Annotated in this window: 9 protein-coding genes; 1 reads left to right on the top strand and 8 read right to left on the bottom strand. The window is 44.6% G+C overall.

Translation table 11 applies throughout. The features are described 5' to 3' along the window. A complete protein-coding gene (locus BFS30_RS26925; protein WP_157263072.1) occupies positions 1-1995 on the bottom strand; it encodes a tetratricopeptide repeat-containing sensor histidine kinase in 1995 nt (664 codons plus the stop codon). A 194-nt stretch (positions 1996-2189) separates the two neighbouring features. Between BFS30_RS26925 and BFS30_RS26920 the strand changes: the two genes are divergently transcribed. Continuing rightward, positions 2190-2558: a DoxX family protein gene (locus tag BFS30_RS26920; RefSeq protein WP_069382132.1), complete on the top strand. Its 369-nt coding sequence runs from the start codon at positions 2190-2192 to the stop codon at positions 2556-2558. Between the two features lie 24 nt (positions 2559-2582). Here BFS30_RS26920 and BFS30_RS26915 read toward each other — a convergent pair whose 3' ends face one another. The 7 genes from BFS30_RS26915 to BFS30_RS26885 are packed head-to-tail and all read right to left on the bottom strand — an operon-like array spanning position 2583 to position 19498. Continuing rightward, positions 2583-3638: a hypothetical protein gene (locus BFS30_RS26915; RefSeq protein WP_069382131.1), complete on the bottom strand. Its 1056-nt coding sequence runs from the start codon at positions 3636-3638 to the stop codon at positions 2583-2585. A gap of 4 nt (positions 3639-3642) precedes the next feature. After that, positions 3643-3993: a hypothetical protein gene (locus BFS30_RS26910; RefSeq protein ID WP_069382130.1), complete on the bottom strand. Its 351-nt coding sequence runs from the start codon at positions 3991-3993 to the stop codon at positions 3643-3645. Between the two features lie 25 nt (positions 3994-4018). After that, positions 4019-4975 carry a phytanoyl-CoA dioxygenase family protein gene (locus BFS30_RS26905; protein WP_069382129.1) on the bottom strand — a complete coding sequence of 319 codons (957 nt, stop codon included), beginning with the start codon at positions 4973-4975 and terminating at the stop codon, positions 4019-4021. Further along, entirely contained in the window at positions 4976-5950 is a 975-nt protein-coding gene (locus tag BFS30_RS26900; protein ID WP_069382128.1) for a hypothetical protein, read from the bottom strand. A gap of 4 nt (positions 5951-5954) precedes the next feature. After that, complete coding sequence (locus tag BFS30_RS26895) at positions 5955-6650, bottom strand: aspartyl/asparaginyl beta-hydroxylase domain-containing protein (protein ID WP_237028675.1); 696 nt, start codon at positions 6648-6650, stop codon at positions 5955-5957. 20 nt (positions 6651-6670) lie between these two features. Continuing rightward, the gene (locus BFS30_RS26890) at positions 6671-7558 is read right to left on the bottom strand and encodes a PorP/SprF family type IX secretion system membrane protein (protein ID WP_069382697.1); all 888 of its coding nucleotides are present in this window, start codon (positions 7556-7558) and stop codon (positions 6671-6673) included. Positions 7559-7591: 33 nt separating this feature from the next. Next, positions 7592-19498: a YDG domain-containing protein gene (locus BFS30_RS26885; RefSeq protein ID WP_157263071.1), complete on the bottom strand. Its 11907-nt coding sequence runs from the start codon at positions 19496-19498 to the stop codon at positions 7592-7594. Positions 19499-19541 lie beyond the last annotated feature (43 nt).

Raw genomic sequence — 19541 nt, 5'->3', positions numbered from 1 at the left:
CTAATCCACTACCAATTCAATATTTATGGTGGTCCCTTCATTTGGAGCAGAGCTGATTTCGATTTCCCCTTTTAAGAATTCAACTCTGTTCCTGATGTTACTCAAACCTATCCCATTTTTGTTTTTTAGTGTCTCAGGACTAAAACCAACGCCATCATCCTCTATGGTAATGAACAATACACCCTGATTTTGACTGCATTGAACGATAATAAAATTCGCTCCGGCATGACGGATGGCGTTACTAAGGGCTTCCTGAATAATCCTGTATATGGTCATTTTTACTGATAGGGACAGGTTGTTTTCCATGCCAAGCGTGTGGAACCGGATTGGAAGATCGCTGCTCATCATAGAATGACACAAGTCTCTTATTGCCGCTTCAAGTCCGTAATTCTGCAGCGCCTGTGGCATAATGTTATGGGCGATGTTACGCAATTCGTGGATGGAAGCATCCACCTGCGCAATTAATGGATGGGGGCCAGCTTCCTTGTCTTTTATACCCGGGCCTGCCACCAGATTGGAAAGATTAAGCCTCACTCCGGTAAGTAATCCGCCGAGACCATCATGTAAATCTCTCGCCATCCTGCTGCGTTCTTTTTCCTCTCCTTCCAGCATGGCTTTTACCGTTACCAGTCTTTGTTGCTGCTCCATCTCTTTTAGTTGCTGCTTGTGGTTAATTTCCTTTTGTCTGGATAATTTCTTGGTGTTCCGGTAATAGAAGATCACAAAGGCGGTGACAATCAGCAGCGAGGTACTGATGGAACCCAATAACCAGTTGTTTAACCGGGCATTTTTTGCCGTAAGGGCTACTTCTTTCTTTTCTGCTTCCAGGCGGGTTATTTTCTTTTGATTTTCGGTAGTTTTAAACTTGATCTCCAGGTCATTGATGTATTTTTTTACCTCAGCTTTATTTAGACTGTCATTTAGTTTACTGTGTTTCCTGGACCAGGCATAAGCCTCCGACATTTTGCCCATGCCGGCATATGTATTTGCATACTCGTTATAGATGGAAATCCTGTTTTCTGTCCAACCCATAAACAGCTTGGATCTGGTCAGCTCATTGAGGGTGGCAAGTGCTTTAGCAAAATTTTTCTGATTGCTGTATACATCGTATTTTGAGAAGGTGAGGGAAGGGATGGCATAGTCATAATTGATTTTTTTTGCAAGTGCTAAACCCTTGTCAAAACTGACCAGTGCTTTGTCGAATTGCCTTGCCCCAAACCAACTGTAAAGCCCCTCAGCAGCGTAATAATCCACTACCACTTTTGTGTTCTTCAGGTTGGCTACGAAAGGTCTGGCCTTGTCCAGCATGTTTTTTGCCTGTGGGAATTTTTTCATGAAGCAATAAAGGTTGGCCGCACTGACATATGCTTTTAATCTTGTTACAGATTTAGCTGGCCCGTTTTTTAATGTTTCTATGGTCTTCAGGTAATAAGTTTCTGCTTTTTCAAATTGTCTATTGGTTTGAAAAAACGAACCCAGATTCTGGTAGTATCCGGCAAGGGCAGTGGGATTGCCATTCTTCTCGGCCAAAGGAATTACCTGGTTTAACAAAATGTCTATGGCAGTTTTATAATCGTCTTTCCCCTCCTGCAATGTCGCATAATTACTTAATGCTTTGGCGCGGAAATAATAACTTTCCTTTGTGTTGACTTTATTCAGCAGCCGTTCAACAGTAAGAAAAGCCTTTTCTGCTTTTGCAGGTTCATCGTCAAAATATAGGTTTCCTTCAAAAAAATAGGAAATGGCATTCAGCATCACGTTGCTTTTGCTCAGTTTCTTTCCTTCGTCCAGGAATTGTTTAGACTTTTTAAAATCCAGATAAGACCAATACTGACTCAATAGGAAATTGGTCCTTGCTTTGGCACTATCTGTTGCTTTTAATTTTAGTTGTTTGGTCAGGCTGTCCGCATATTCAGGCTCATTCATGGGCAGCTGGGCTTTGCTGCACAGGCCAATGGCCAGTAGGATGCAGCAGGTGTATAATGCTCTCATCATATGCCTAAAAATGAGTATTTTTTTTATACCCTGAAACAATGAACCTAAAAATACCAGGAAACAGGTAGATACAATTGTCTGATTCGCCCCCTGAATATGTCGTTTTTGCACTACTTTGAATTCAGGATTCAAACTTAATTTTGGAATGATAAAAGAAATATAAAACCATTATTTAAACAACCAAATCAACTAAAATGAAAAAGAATAAAATAATTTACTGGACCGCAACCATCGTAATTTTTCTGTTTGAAGGTCTGATGCCTGCACTTACATCACAGACTGAACTTGCAAAAGAAGGAATCAGGCACCTCGGCTATCCTGAATATTTCCGTGTGATGCTCGTCGTGTTTAAAGTCCTGGGATCGTTGGCACTGATTATCCCCCAGATCCCTAAGCGCATAAAAGAATGGGCCTATGCAGGATTTGGTTTTAATCTTATTGCCGCTAGTGTGAGCCATTTTGCAGTGGACGGCTTCGGCTTTAATGGCCTCTTTCCCCTGATCATTCTGGTTATTTTAGGGCTCTCTTATGTCTATTACCATAAAATCAATGAGCATCATTAACTGTACCGGCAATTAGTGTTGATGTCAGTTCCTTTGTTTTAGCGTGAAAGGCGGAAATACTGAGAAACTGGCACCAATACCAAATTGATGTCCCGAATCTACAAAACGGTAGTTGTAATTGTCATGTCCCCAGGTATGGCTAACGAAAAAGCCCAGATCCCCAATTTTGGGAAAAGGGTATACCGTCACTGATGTTTCAAAACGCATGGGTTCTACAAAGGGATGAGCATTAAAAATCCGTTCGATGTTCTCGGCCAGTGCATACCTGACTTTTCTGAAAAACGGCAGATAGTTGACATATTCATATCCTGCATTTAACCTGATCCGGCCATAAATTTTAATATCATTTGCCGAATAACCACCCAGATCGAACAGATAAAGCAGCCTGTTGTGGTAGAGTGTTCCCCCAAAGGTCATGGAATGTGTCCGGACTGGAATGGCGTTGCTGTCCAACTTATTTGCCCGGTAGTTTACTCTGATTTCGGTCAGGTTGGTCGAGAAATTTCCACTGTTCCGGTTGAGGATGTCTGAAAGGTTGGTGGTTGGGGTGATGGTATTATATATGGCTTCACTTTCAGTACTTCCGTCCTCGTATGCTTCGGTAAAGGCACCCATTTTCTGGCCATTGGAATAATGTCCTGTCTCAAAGGAAAAAGAAAGTATTGAACGTTTAAAGTCGTCTAAAGTCCCATCCGATTGGTACCTGTTAAATAGAAATGCATGCTGAGTCCCCAGCAGAATCGGCGTGGAAATCGTTTTTACAGGAGAGGAGTTTTCTGAAAACATCCTCAACTGAGGTCTGAAATGAATATAGTAGGCACTGGTATGGAACCTCCCTTCATTCATGCCTGCAACAAAATTATTGTACAAACTGATGCGCACTTCCGGATTGGTTTCAAACAGGATGGTTTCCTTATCGGTCATATTAGATTTCCATCCGATATAAGGATCAGTATTGATGGGATAGAAGTCTACAAAGTTTATAATGGACCCCCGGTTCAGCGATTTATTACTTTGTGCTACCGCACCGGTAGGAGCATATAGAAAGCCCCAGCAGAGTATGAATATGAAAAATCTCATGATTTTAATTGATTAATAAAATGTCCTTAATATCTGTTTCCTTAAGCGGGGCAATATTCTTTGTGCGTAGTTCACTTCCAAGTGGATTACTCACATGGTAAAAAATGTAGGAGAAGTTGGTGTTGGCCAGCGCAGTTCCGACATTTTTCATCACAATGAGATTGGCCGCATTCATGTAAATACTCGAGCCAAAGACTTGATATTGTACGTTGAAGGATTTTAATAAGGCCAGGACTGGTGCTACTGATGCCAGTTTATCTACGGTAATCACATTTGCATTTCCGTTAATAAGTTTTTCCTTGATTAAGGAAAGCTCCAAATCTGAAAGATTTTTCTTTTTCTTTGTTTTAGACATTTTGAGAGGTATAAAATGATCACAGTTATAATTTATTAAAGCTCACATATTGAACAAATCTTGGCAAATCAGATTGATTTCTGCCTGCCGAATGAGGCAAGGTATTTAGCCAGAGTACCAGATCGCCCTTTTTACCCGATGCTGGTTTTGCAGTTTCTGTAGCCAGCATGTGCTGATGGGCGGTATCTAATGAAGAAAAAGGTTTCATCCAATCCTCAAAATGACGGTGGAATCCTGGTACGACCTGTAATGGTCCTCTTTCTTCCGGAACGTCATCCAGGTAAACCAGCCCCTGGATGTGAAAGGGGATAGGCCTGCTCAAATCCAGATCCCAATGTAAACTTCCGTTTCTCAAGGTGTATCCCTGAGTTTCGGGAGGATGGTAACCCACTTTTTCCGTATTTGGAATCAGCTCAGTGCTCTGATAAAGTTCCGCAAACTTCTCCTTAACACCATCGTGATAGCGGATTTGTTCCATCTCTTTATTCTGATAAAGCTGAAGCATAATGCCTTGCCAGTCCGGGTGTGGCGTATACCAGGTTTCCGGCCGGAGGAGGTCAAGTTTCAGGTGCTGGCAGATCTGGGTTTTTACCTGATCGCAAAGTGCTGCTTCTACTACCTGCGGGATCACGAGATAACCGTTTTGTTCCCAGAATTGCAGTTGCTCAGGAAAAAGCGTTTGAGGATAATCGGAGCTGTTCGTGTCTATAGATTCCTGAGCATTCTGCCAGGCTCTGAATTTAAGCGCAGCTTCATCTGTAAAATCCTGACCTTTCCGGTTAATGATCCATTCTTCTAAATGCTCCGGACTTTTGCATTCCGTATAGAGAAAAGATAAAGTCTCAAATTTTCCCAGGCCATAAAAGTTCATCCACATAGATTCTGTACGTTCAAAATCCATGGGTAAAGCCGGTTTCTTTCCGGCTTTCTTTTGGCTATGTATCTCATAAATCAGGGAGACGAAAGTGCAGTGTTGATTCATTTATATACTGATATAGGGTGCAGATAAGCATCGTGCTCTAAATTCCTCATAAGCCCGGGTACAATGCGGGTAACTGAATTTTGGATTCGGAGGAAGGTCTCCTTTGAAGATCTCATCTGGCGATTTACTATGGTAGTTCAGCCGTGTTTTTAGCTGATCAGGATTTCTGACTTTTATACCGGTAGCCCTGGTAAATAATGAAATCATCGGGCTTATTCCGTCGCCATAATCCGCAAAGAAATTAAGCGGATGTTTTTGCTGATGAATAAGATGGAGTTTTAAAAAGTATTGTTCGATGACATCGGCAGTGTACCGGTTGAAATCACTATTGTAATCGACTGCAGGATCAATGCCCAGTAAAATACTGCTGAGCATATCGGGTATACTGTGTATGCCCCTTCTTTTTTCATGAGAGGCCAGCACTTCCTCAGGCTTTCGGAATAAAAAAATAAATGGAACATCCGGAAACCACTTGCGGAGCAGGGTATAGAAATGTAAATGCCAGCTGTCCAGCTTAATGATCAGGTCAGATTCTTTGAAATTTCTCAGCTGTCCCATGAGTTGTAAGGCAGCCTTAAACCATTTCTCCTGCTGAGCCGGTGTAACTTGAGGATCTTTTTCATTTGCCCTTAATATTTCATCAAGCAGGGGAGCCTCGGCAATTACAATATGTTCTTCTGCTTCACAGAAAGCCTGCGTGAGCAGGGTGGAACCACAACGAGAGATATGAAAGATAAAGGCGGTAGGTTTAAGATGTGGGAGCCCTGGAGCAAGGGCAGTTAAAAACTCAGGATCACTGCAGCTCTTTAACCGGGAACGCTCGATATTACGATAGCGGCTGATCTGGATGGTCTCCTCAAAAAAAGGTTCCTTCATTCTTCTATGCTCCAGGTCCAGCCAGAAAAGCAGCCATTTACCTTGTTCATCATAAGATAGCTGATAGGGGATCCAATTGCTTAAGGGATGAGGATTCATTTAATCAGGAATGTTGGTTTCTCAGGTTTTCAATGAGCGCATGGGCTGCAGGAGTATCCATTCGGGTCAACTCCGCAATCATTTTTGCCAGGGTATCTTCATCATACTTCCTGGGCGCATGGTCTTCGGAAAGGGGATAACCATGAGTCTCAAATAATTGATCCGTCCAGTCATTTTTAAGGGCATCGATGATCAGATGGACCCTGGTGGTCTTTCCTTCATTCCGGATACTGTGTGTATTACTGAAATCCATATACCAGCATTCCCCCTCCTTTAATTGCAGTTGGTGCCCGGCGATGGTAAAGTAAACCCCGGGATTGGTCTGGATCGGGATATGAATTCTGAAGGAACTATCTTTATAAGCACAACCCATATCCTGATGTGGCTTTATCAAACTTCCAGGCTCCAGTGCAAGTAAGCGGATGCTTTCCTTATCACATTTCCAGGAATCTAGAATCTCTTTGATATAAGGGGTATTTTGCAATAATGCCGTATCCTGATAAAGGTTTTGCCCCGGATGGGCGAGAATATCTGTAGCAGAACCACTACTGGAACGCAGAGAAATACTTTTCCAGGTTCCTTCAAAATCCCTGGTATTGAAATGCATAGGCCATTCCAGTTCCAGGCAGGAGCGGAGTTCCTGCTGAAGCCTTTGGCTATCGTAACTGAGGTTGAACTTAATGTAAGCCGGACGCATCATTGAATCAGGTTAATCTGCGATTATTTACTCAGGTTTAACCTGAGGTTGAGTTCAAAACTTCCATTGGTATATCCGCTAAGGGCAGAAGTCTGAGTCGTATAATTGCCGCTCACCATGTATTTCTTTTTTAAGTCCATTCCTAAGCCGAAGGTGGCGCTTTTGCTGCTGTGATAAAGCGCCAGAAGAAAGACCTGTTTGTCGGCAAGTTCCAGTTGAGCCCCTCCATCCCAGATGTTATCAAATCCCTTAACTCCGCGGTAAGCCACCATTGGTTCCAGATCTATGCCTTCAACCCCCTCGCTAATCCGGATCTTATAACTTGCTGCTCCGTAAAAAGTAGTAACATCGGCCAGTTTGATGACGTCTTTTTTCAGCACGCTTTTCAGGTTAGGTACCGAAAGCTGGAGACTGATTTTCCGGGAGGTGTAAGCCAGTCCGAAATCTCCGTCGAGATAGGTTTTTCTATTGTTGTACTGACCTACCATAGGGTCATTTGGATTGCCATAAAGATCACTGGTCTCCAGCCGCTGGTTCATGAAACCAAGAGATAATCCAAAATGCAATTGCTGCTCATTGGCACCAAGTGGCAGGTGATAAGCATAAGTACCAATTACACGCGTTTGTCTCTGCAGTCCGGCACTTTCATTATAAACATTCAGGCCAAGGCCAACTCTGCCGGTTCCATAATCGGCAGTGATGCTTTGGGTAAGTGGTGATCCGGGAACATTGCTCCATAGTTTGCGGTAAGCCGCATTCAGTTTCAGCCCGTCTCCGGTACCGGCAAAGGCAGGATTGATCAGGTAACGGTTGCTGTAATACTGAGAGGTAAGTGGGTTTAACTGAGCGTAGCTATTGTTACTGGTGATGATCACCAGTAACAAGGCCAGAAATTTGTATGTCGTTTTCATCTTCATGATGTGTTTTGTAAATGCCTTTATGAATTAGTCTTCTCTGACGATGGTAATAAAGCCTCTGAATTTTAGTCTGTTGCTTCCAAAGTCAATCAGATAATAATAGGTTCCTTCAGTGAGGGCCGTACCATTGAAGGTTCCGTCCCAGCTGTTGTCATATCCTCTTTTTGAGTATACTATTCTTCCGGACTTGTCAAAGACTTTAACCTCATTGTTAGGATAAAAATCAATATTATCCACTACCCACTTGTCATTGTAGCCATCTCCGTTAGGAGTCAGGATATTGGTGCCTTTGATTTTAGCCAGATCATCCAGTACGTTAACCTTGAATGTTGCCGTTTCAGTACAGCCATTCGCATTGGTTACGGTGACCATATAAGTAGTCGTTTCTCTAGGTCTTACCGTTAATGTGGCTCCGTTTTGTCCGCTGATGATGCTATTATGAGCAGACCAGGCATAAGTGCTGCCGCCGCTTGCGGTTAGCAATACTGTTTCTCCTTTGCTGACTTCCGTACTGTTTCCGTTAACCGTTCCGCGGTCTGCATGAATCATAACCACTGGTAAAGGATTCACTGTGATTACAAATGTTCTGGTATAAGTATCTACACCACCATTTGCTGTGCCTCCGTTATCTTTTACGGTTACCGTAATGGTTGCAGTGCCAGAAGCTCCGTTTTTCACACGATAGCTAATGTTTCCGTTTGCTCCGGTAGGTGTTACGGTAAGATTTTGCAGCAGATTGGCATTACTGCTCTGTAAGGTCAATGTGTTGGTCTGAGCAGTCTCAGGCCCCGCACTGATGCCAGTCAACGGAACATTTTGTGTTGCTGTTGTATAGCAAATGGTCTGATTGGATATAGGGGAAAGCGTTGGGATCTCGTTTACATCACTGATAGAGATGGTAAACTGTTTGTCCAGCGATAGTCCGAATTGAGTGGTCGACCGGACCCGGATGCTATAGCTTGATTTCGTTTCAAAATCAAATGCTGCAGTTGATCTGATCTGATCGTCAACGATACTGAAAGCGCTGTTGTCTGTATCTCCCGCTCCCGCAACTAAGGAATACGTATAAACTGCAGAAGGAATTTCTGAAGTTGAACTTAAGGTTCCTGCAGTTGTTCCTGCCGGACGGTTTTCATAAAGCGGTGTGCTGGCCAGAAGGATTGCTGTTGGTGCACCCGGAAGTACTTTCAATGTCCCGTTTACATAGATGAAATTGTAATTTGTAGCCAGTCCTCCACTTACAGTGATGTCGTAATCTCCTATTGGCGATGCAACATTTGCCAGGGTTGAGGCAACAGGTGCAGTGCTGAGGTTACTGATTCCCTCTCCGGTAACAAAGCCATTGTAGGTAAGGGTCAGAGGCGGGTTTGCAGTGCCCTGGAATCTGCTCTTGTCGTCAGCCGTAACGGTCAGGTCTTTCCATGTGATGTTTCCGGTTGTGGAAGCTATCGTTGTGCTTAAGGTATAGTTATCCTTGTCTGTACCGCTAAGTACAAATGTTCCTGCATTAATGGTTTTTCCATTTCCGGTATCTTCATTATTGTAGTTCGCTGTTCCCGATACGGCAACCTGATCTGCACCCAGAATACCATTCAGACTAAAGTTCGCAGGACTTAATGTGGCTGCTGTAGTATTGTCATAAGTCTTGGTAATTAAAGGACTCGCATGAAGTGTTAAAGTAAGTGGGGATGCAGTAATATGACCAGTAGTAGTTGCGTTAGTGGTACTTAAAGCGTAATTGTCTTTATCCGGACCGGCTAATACAAAGGTGTTTGCTGTAATGGTTTTGCCTGTTCCTACGGTTTTGTTATCGTAGGTTGCGCTAGCGCTTACTGTTACTGCATCTGCACCCAATACTCCGTTCAGGCTGTAGTTTCCTGCAGCAAGAGTAGCGATGGTAGTGTTGTCGTACACCTTGCTGATGATTGGTGCGGCATTCAATGAAGCAGTAATGGTTTTAAGGGTAATTTCGCCAGTGGTACTTGCGGTAGTGGTGGTCAGACTGTAATTGTCTTTATCCGCTCCGTTCAGCACAAAGGCATTTCCGGTAACCGTTTTACCTGTTCCTGCATTTTTATTATCATAATTGGCAGTACCACTTACGTTTACCACGTCAGCTCCGATGATTCCGTTGAGGGTGTAATTCCCTGCAGCAAGTACCGCAGTGGTATTGCCATCATAAGCTTTGCTGATTAATGGTGTGGCGTTCAATGCCAGAGTAATCGGAGAGGCCGTGATATTACCTGTCGTGGTTGCGGTAGTGGTAGTCAGACTGTAATTGTCTTTATCAACTCCGGCGAGTACAAAACCATCCGCAGTAACTGTTTTGCCAGTTCCTGTTGTTTTGTTATCGTAGCTGGCCGTTCCTGAAACTGTCACCACATCTGTACCAAGTAATCCGGTTAAACTGTAATTCCCTGCAACAAGAAGGGCAGCAGTATTGCCGTCATAAATTTTACTGATTAATGGAGTTGCATTCAACGTCAGAGTAAGCGGAGCAGCCGTGATGTTACCGGTAGTAGTTGCGGTGGTAGTACTTAAAGTGTAATTGTCTTTATCCGCACCGGCCAATACAAAAGTATTTGCTGTAATGGTTTTACCTGTTGCGGCTGCGGGGTTGTCGTAGGTTGCAGAACCGCTAACCGTTACTGCATCTGTACCCAATACTCCGGTTAAGGCGTAGTTGGCAGGAGCCAATGTTGCGGTAGTGTTATCATCGTACACCTTTGTAATCAACGGGCTGGCGTTTAATGCCAATGTGATTGGTAATGCGGTAATGTCACCGGTCGTCGTTGCAGTAGTGGTAGACAGGTTATAGTTTCCTTGCTGTGCACCTGCAAGTACAAAGTTATTGGCTGTAATGGTTTTGCCTGTTCCGGTGGTTTTGGTATCGTAATTTGCCGTACCGCTAACCGTAACTACATCCGTACCGAGAATTCCGGCAAGTGTATAGTTTCCTGTGGCCAGGCTTGCAGTAGTACTGCCATCGTAAGCTTTGCTGATCAGCGGTGAAGCGTTCAGGGCCAATGTAACTGCTTTAGAGCTGATGTCACCTGTGGTGCTTGCTGTTGTGGTGCTTAAGCTGTAATTGTCTTTGTCTGCACCTGCAAGCACAAAAGCGTTGGCGGTAATGGTTTTCCCTGCACCTGCATCTTTAGTATCATAAGTTGCCGTACCACTAACGGTTACTGCATCTGTACCTAATACTCCGGTCAAAGCGTAATTGGCAGGAGCCAATGTTGCAGTATTGTTATTGTCGTACACCTTAGTGATCAGAGGAGTCGCATTCAAGGCCAGCGTAAGTGGCATTGCGGTAATGTCTCCGGTTGTTGTTGCTGTAGTGGTAGTCAGGTTATAGTTGCCTTGTTGTGCACCCGCAAGTACAAAGGTATTGGCGGTAATGGTTTTTCCTGTTCCGGTGGCTTTGGTGTCATAATTTGCCGTACCACTTACACTAACCGCATCAGAACCTAGAATTCCTGTTAAGGTATAATTGGCAGGAACCAATGTTGCTAAAGTATTGTCATCATAAACTTTGCTGATCAGTGGCGCAGCATTTAAAGCAAGGGTGATTGCTTTTGTGCTGATATCACCTGTGCTGCTTGCAGTAGTGGTGCTTAAGCTGTAATTGTCTTTGTCTGCACCTGCAAGTACAAAAGTGTTGGCGGTAACGGTTTTTCCTGTACCTGCATCTTTAGTATCATAAGTTGCCGTACCACTAACGGTTACTGCATCTGTACCTAATATTCCGGTCAAAGTGTAATTGGCCGGAGCCAGGGTTGCCGTATTGTTATCGTCGTATACCTTAGTGATCAAAGGACTTGCATTCAATGCCAAAGTAAGCGGCAATGCAGTAATGTCGCCGGTTGTTGTTGCAGTAGTAGTGGTCAGGTTATAGTTTCCTTGTTGCGCCCCAGCGAGTACAAAAGTATTGGCGGTAACGGTTTTTCCTGTTCCGGTGGCTTTGGTATCGTAATTTGCCGTACCGCTAACGGTAACTACATCTGCTCCCAGGATTCCTGTTAAGTTGTAATTGGCAGGAACCAATGTGGCTAAAGTATTGTCGTCATATACTTTGCTGATTAGCGGAGTCGCATTCAAAGCCAGGGTAAGTGATTTCTGAACGATATTGCCGGTAGTAGTTGCAGTAGGAGTGGTTAAGCTGTAATTATCTTTCTGAGCACCAAGCAGCACAAAGTTGTTGGCTGTAACCGTTTTACCTGTTCCTGCATCGGGATTGTCATAGGTCGCATCGCCACTCACGACGACTATGTCTGTACCCAGTATTCCGTTTAGGGTATAATGGGCAGGAGTAAGTGTGGCACTGATATTACCATCATAGGTTTTGCTGATCAATGGGAGGGCATTCAGGGCAAGTGTAACTGCTTTAGAACTGATGTCACCTGTGGTGCTGGCTGTTGTGGTTGCTAAACTGTAATTGTCTTTATCTGCACCCGCAAGCACAAAAGCGTTGGCGGTAATGGTTTTCCCTGTACCTGCATCTTTAGTATCATAAGTTGCCGTACCGCTAACGGTTACTGCATCTGTACCTAATATTCCGGTCAAAGCGTAATTGGCCGGAGCCAGGGTTGCAGTATTGTTATTGTCGTACACCTTAGTGATCAGAGGAGTCGCATTCAAGGCCAGCGTAAGTGGCATTGCGGTAATGTCTCCGGTTGTTGTTGCTGTAGTGGTTGTCAGGTTATAGTTGCCTTGTTGTGCACCTGCAAGTACAAAGTTACCGGCTGTAATGGTTTTTCCTGTTCCCGTAGCTTTGGTATCATAATTTGCTGTACCGCTAACAGTAACCACATCTGCTCCCAGGATTCCGGTTAGCGTATAGTTTGCCGAAGCTGGATTTGCCGTAGTGTTGCCATCGTAAGCTTTACTGATCAGTGGTGCAGCATTTAAAGCAAGGGTAATTGCTTTTGTGCTGATATCACCAGTAGTGCTGGCTGTTGTTGTACTTAAAGAGTAATTGTCTTTATCCGCACCAGCAAGTACAAAGGTATTTGCCGTAACGGTTTTTCCTGTTCCGGCATCAGGGCTATCATAAGTTGCCGTACCACTAACGGTTACTGCATCTGTACCTAATATTCCGGTCAACGTGTAATTGGCAGGAGCCAGGGTTGCCGTATTGTTATTGTCGTAGACCTTAGTGATCAAAGGACTTGCATTGAGTGCCAAAGTAAGCGGCAATGCGGTAATGTCGCCGGTTGTTGTTGCAGTAGTAGTGGTCAGGTTATAGTTTCCTTGTTGCGCCCCAGCGAGTACAAAAGTATTGGCGGTAATGGTTTTTCCTGTTCCGGTGGCTTTGGTATCGTAATTTGCCGTACCAGTTACCGTGACCGCATCCGTACCCAGAATTCCTGTCAAGTTATAATTGGCAGGAACCAATGTTGCTAAAGTATTGTCGTCATATACTTTGCTGATTAGCGGAGTCGCATTCAAAGCCAGGGTAAGTGATTTCTGAACGATATTACCGGTAGTAGTTGCAGTAGGAGTGGTTAAGCTGTAATTATCTTTCTGAGCACCAAGCAGCACAAAGTTGTTGGCTGTAACCGTTTTACCTGTTCCTGCATCGGGATTGTCATAGGTCGCATCGCTGCTCACGACTACTACGTCTGTACCCAATATTCCGTTTAGGTTATAATGGGCAGGAGTAAGAATCGCGCTGATATTGCCATCATAGGTTTTGCTGATCACTGGGAGGGCGTTCAGTGTTAGGGTAACAGGGGAGGCCGTTACCTCACCGGTAGTAGTGGCAGTGGTGGTTGCTAAACTGTAATTGTCTTTATCTGCACCTGCAAGCACAAAAGCGTTGGCGGTAATGGTTTTCCCTGTACCTGCATCTTTTGTATCATAGGTTGCCGTACCGCTAACGGTTACTGCGTCTGTACCTAATATTCCGGTCAAAGCGTAATTGGCAGGAGCCAATGTTGCAGTATTGTTATTGTCGTACACTTTAGTGATCAGAGGAGTCGCATTCAAGGCCAGCGTAAGTGGCATTGCGGTAATGTCTCCGGTTGTTGTTGCTGTAGTGGTTGTCAGGTTATAGTTGCCTTGTTGTGCACCTGCAAGTACAAAGTTACCGGCTGTAATGGTTTTTCCTGTTCCCGTAGCTTTGGTATCATAATTTGCTGTACCACTAACAGTAACCACATCTGCTCCCAGGATTCCGGTTAGCGTATAGTTTGCCGAAGCTGGATTTGCCGTAGTGTTGCCATCGTAAGCTTTACTGATCAGTGGTGCAGCATTTAAAGCAAGGGTAATTGCTTTTGTGCTGATATCACCAGTAGTGCTGGCTGTTGTTGTACTTAAAGAGTAATTGTCTTTATCCGCACCAGCAAGTACAAAGGTATTTGCCGTAACGGTTTTTCCTGTTCCGGCATCAGGGCTATCATAAGTTGCCGTACCACTAACGGTTACTGCATCTGTACCTAATATTCCGGTCAACGTGTAATTGGCAGGAGCCAGGGTTGCCGTATTGTTATTGTCGTAGACCTTAGTGATCAAAGGACTTGCATTGAGTGCCAAAGTAAGCGGCAATGCGGTAATGTCGCCGGTTGTTGTTGCAGTAGTAGTGGTCAGGTTATAGTTTCCTTGTTGCGCCCCAGCGAGTACAAAAGTATTGGCGGTAATGGTTTTTCCTGTTCCGGTGGCTTTGGTATCGTAATTTGCCGTACCAGTTACGGTAAGCGCATCAGTGCCTAATACTCCGTTTAGGGTATAATTAGCAGGAACCAATGTTGCTAAAGTATTGTCGTCATATACTTTGCTGATTAGTGGAGTCGCATTCAACGCCAGGGTAAGTGACTTCTGAACGATATTACCCGTGGTTGTTGCGGTAGTAGTACTCAATGAGTAATTGTCTTTATCCGGACCGGCAAGTACAAACGTGTTTGCGGTAATGGTTTTACCTGTTGCTGCGTCAGGAGAGTCGTAACTAGCGGTACCGCTAACCGTAACGGCATCGACGCCCAATACTCCGGTCAAAGTATAATTGGCAGGAACCAGTGTTGCAATAGCATCCCCATCATAGGTTTTGCTGATCAATGGCAGGGCATTCAGTGCCAGCGTAATAGGGGAAGCAGTTACCTCACCGGTAGTAGTGGCAGTGAGGGTGCTTAAGCTGTAATTGTCTTTATCTGCACCGGCAAGTACAAATGTATTGGCCGTAACTGTTTTACCAGTCCCCGCATCTTTAGTATCATAAGTCGCTGTACCGCTAACCGTTACTGCGTCTGTACCCAATACTCCGCTTAAGTCGTAATTGGCAGGAAGTAGTGTTGCAGTATTGTTGTTATCGTACGCCTTAGTGATTAGAGGTGTTGCATTTAGCGCCAAAGTAAGTGGCAATGCGGTAATCTCACCAGTTGTTGTTGCAGTGGTGGTGGTCAGGTTATAGTTGCCTTGTTGTGCACCTGCAAGTACAAAATTATTGGCGGTAATGGTTTTTCCTGTTCCCGTAGCTTTGGTATCATAATTCGCTGTACCGCTAACAGTAACCACATCTGCTCCCAGGATTCCGGTTAGCGTATAGTTTGCCGAAGCTGGATTTGCCGTAGTGTTGCCATCGTAAGCTTTACTGATCAGTGGTGCAGCATTTAAAGCAAGGGTAATTGCTTTTGTGCTGATATCACCAGTAGTGCTGGCTGTTGTTGTACTTAAAGAGTAATTGTCTTTATCCGCACCAGCAAGTACAAAAGTGTTCGCTGTAATGGTTTTTCCTGTTGCTACATCTGCATTGTCGTAGGTTGCGGAGCCGCTAACGGTTACCACATCTGTACCCAATACTCCGGTCAATGTGTAATTGGCAGGAAGCAGAGTTGCAGTATTGTTATTGTCGTACTCCTTAGTGATTAAAGGTGTTGCATTCAATGCTAAAGTAAGTGGCAATGCGGTAATCTCACCTGTAGTTGTTGCTGTAGTGGTGGTCAGGTTATAGTTTCCTTGTTGCGCACCAGCAAGCACAAAAGTGTTGGCGGTAACAGTTTTACCTGTTCCGGTAGCTTTAGTGTCGTAGGTTGCGGTACCACTAACGGTTACCACATCCGTACCCAATACCCCGGTTAAGTCATAGTTGGCAGGTACCAATGTTGCAGTATTGTTATCGTCGTATACTTTCGTAATCAAAGGTGTGGCATTCAATGCCAGGGTGAGTGACTTCTGAACGATATTACCTGTGGTTGTTGCGGTAGTGGTACTCAATGAGTAATTGTCTTTATCTGCACCGGCAAGCACAAAAGTGTTTGCGGTAATGGTTTTACCTGTTGCTGCGTCAGGAGAGTCGTAACTAGCGGTACCGCTAACCGTAACGGCATCGACGCCCAATATTCCGGTCAAAGTATAATTGGCAGGAACCAATGTTGCAATAGCATCCCCATCATAGGTTTTGGTGATTAATGGCAGGGCATTCAATGCCAGCGTAATAGGGGAGGCAGTCACCTCACCGGTAGTAGTGGCAGTGAGGGTGCTTAAGCTGTAATTGTCTTTATCTGCACCGGCAAGTACAAATGTATTGGCCGTAACTGTTTTACCAGTCCCCGCATCTTTAGTGTCATAAGTCGCTGTACCGCTAACCGTTACTGCGTCTGTACCCAATACTCCGCTTAAGTCGTAATTGGCAGGAAGTAGTGTTGCAGTATTGTTGTTATCGTACGCCTTAGTGATTAGAGGTGTTGCATTTAGCGCTAAAGTAAGTGGCAATGCGGTAATCTCACCAGTTGTTGTTGCAGTGGTGGTGGTCAGATTATAGTTTCCTTGTTGCGCACCAGCAAGCACAAAGGTATTTGCCGTAATGGTTTTCCCTGTTCCAGTGGCTTTAGTGTCATAATTTGCATTACCACTTACCGTAACCACATCAGTACCCAGGACACCTGTTAAAGTATAGTTGGCTGCAACTAGTGTTGCTGCTGTGTTATTGTCGTACACCTTGGTAATTAAAGGAGCAGCATTTAAAGCAAGGGTAACTGCTTTTGTACTGATATCACCTGTTGTAGTGGCCGTGGTTGTGCTTAAAGAGTAATTGTCTTTATCCGTACCTGCGAGCACAAAAGTATTTGCAGTAACGGTTTTTCCTGTTGCTACATCTGCATTGTCGTAGGTTGCGGAGCCGCTAACGGTTACCACATCTGTACCCAATACTCCGGTCAATGTGTAATTGGCAGGAAGCAGAGTTGCAGTATTGTTATTGTCGTAAATTTTAGTAATTAAGGGTGTTGCATTCAATACTAAAGTAAGCGGTAAGGCGGTAATCTCACCGGTAGTCGTTGCCGTAGTGGTGGTCAGGTTATAGTTGTCTTTATCCGCACCGGCGAGTACAAAAGTAGTGGCCGTAACAGTTTTACCGGTTCCTGTGGTTTTGGTATCATAGGTTGCCGCTCCGGATACGGTTACCACATTTGTACCCAATACCCCGCTTAAGCTATAATTACCTGCTGCCAGCGTTGCGGTATTGTTGTCGTCGTACACCTTGGTGATGAGCGGTGTGGCGTTTAAGGTTAAGGTAATTGGTTTGGTACTGATGTCACCGGAAGTTGTTGCCGTTGTGGTGGTTAAACTGTAATTGTCTTTATCCGGACCAGCAAGCACAAAGGTATTTGCCGTTATGGTTTTCCCTGTGCCTATTGCTTTGGTATCATAATCAGCTGTTCCTGAAACCGTCACTACATCCAGGCCCAGAACACCATTTAAGGTATAGTTTCCGGCAACCAGATTTGCGGTGGTCTGGTCATCGTAGACCTTTGTAATCAGTGGGCTGGCATTTAATGTTAAGGTGATTGGTAATGCGGTAATATCGCCGGTAGTCGTTGCTGTAGTGGTGGTCAGGTTATAGTTATCCTTTAACAGGCCCGCCAGAACAAAGGTATTTGCAGTAATTGTCTTTCCTGCGGCAACATCTTCATCGTTGTAAGTTGCCGTTCCCGTAACCGTAACCGCATCACTATTGATCAGGCCGGTCAGGGTATAATTTGCTGCTGCAAGCGTAGCGGAAGCATTGTTGTCATAGGCTTTAGTGATCAATGGACTTGCATTGAGCGCCAGGGTCAATGGTTTTGCCGTGATGCTGAAGTTGGCGCCGACGAAGGTTGTAAGATAATTATTGCCTGCAGTGAGTGTTCCAATATTGATGGCATAATTACCTGCATTTTCCCCAGGAGCCCTTCCAAGGTCTCCGGATAAAACATCCGTACCCACCAATGGGCCACCGGTTGTAATAGACTGGGTCAGTGCCGGATCCGCTTGCCCATATTCCTTTGTTTTCATATCGGCAGTAATCGTAATGGCTTTCTTAGCCACTGCAATTTCTTTGGTCACTGGTGTTGCAGGATTATAGCTGGCATTTCCTCCCTGCGTTGCCGTAATATTTGTAGTTCCCGCACCCACAATGGTTACGGTATTGCCGGTTACTGTTGCTACTGCTGGTGTTGCAGAGGTATAGCTGATGGTTAAGCCGGCATCAGTTGTAGCAGGTAAAGTAAAGGTTGCATCCCCATAGGTTTTACTATAATCCGTTAGTGTAATCACCTGATTCAGTGTGCCAACAATAATCGTATAACTTTGGGTTCCGCTATTCGGGCTGCTGCAGTTGTCTGTTGCTTTAATCACGAATGAGTAAGATCCACCAACAGTTGGCGTTCCTGTAATCGCCCCTGTGCTGCCGTTAAGTGATAATCCTGTCGGTAAAGTGCCACTGTCAAGAGTATAGGTAAATGTTCCGCTTCCACCGGAAGTTACATTTGCAGACTGACTATAGGCTACATTGGGAACTGCTGCTGCAAGTGGCCCTGGGTTGAGTACTACTGTAGGATTGAGTAGGGTTAAATTGACAATATTTGAAGTGGTGCCATGCGCCCCAGTCAGCTTGACCCTGTATTTTTTATTATTCAGTGTCGACACATTACTGATGCTGAGTGTCGCCGTAGTCACATTGCTGTAAACTCCTCCAGCTACAACTGCTGTAAAGTTGACCCCATCATTGCTGACTTCCCATTGATACGTACATACAGGGCTGGCGGCAACGGTGAAAGATGTTGATGAGCCAGGACATAAGTTAGTCCGGTTTATCGGTTGTGCAGTGATGCTGATACCGGTAACATTAATCTGAGTGGCCGAAAATAATGGAACGTAATTGTTCCCATCACTTCTGATTTCCCAGTTTGCCACATTGTTGATCTTGGTAAGCAGGGCAGAAGCGAGTCCTGTTGCATTACCTGCAACATCTCTTTTATATCTCGCAACCGGAGCGGCATTCACAAATGGGTCACCTGGATCCACAAAAGAAACCCCCATATTTTGAGCTCCTGAAGCCAGAGAGGCAGGGAGTGTAGATTTATCTGAAGCAAAAGTGGTGGATAAAAGAACTGCATCCCATTGAGAGGCTGCCGGTCTGTTGATACTGATTCCCGCCAAAAAGGTAGGAGCGGCAATGGAATTGGTAAAGGCAAATATCTGATCACCTGAAAATTCGGCCAGACTCATTTGTTCTGCCGGACTTACGGCACCGGAGCTGGTATTGAAAGAAGGCTGTTCTACTGTAATGGTTCCTCTGGCTATTCCGTTGATATCTTTTGATGAGGGTGAAAATTTACAGTAAACAATGATCTCTGTTCCCGCCGCATAGGCAACATCTGCTGTCCATCTCAGTACCGCATCTGCCGGAGCATTGCTGGCCGTCTGAAAGCTGCTCCCTGTCCAGCCTAAATCTGTAAAAAAAATCACCTGTCCGGCAGGGATGTCTTTTAACAGCAGGAAGGAAAAGGAATCGTTGAAGGTAGATCCGCTAGTGCCATCATCAAGCTGATCGTATCCGGTGATGACTAAGTCGCCGGGACCTAATGTACATTGTGCAGAGGCCGAAAAACCAATGCAAAATATCATACATAAGGGTAGTAATACCCTTAATAGCAATGCGCTTGTTAGTGTTTTCATTGAGAGCGTTTTTAATAGTAAAATTATACCCTATAATTTTTTT

This window comes from Pedobacter steynii (assembly GCF_001721645.1).
GTDB lineage: Bacteria > Bacteroidota > Bacteroidia > Sphingobacteriales > Sphingobacteriaceae > Pedobacter > Pedobacter steynii_A.
The sequence above is the reverse complement of the archived record's forward strand: the minus strand, read 5'-3'. Positions and strand labels throughout refer to the sequence as shown.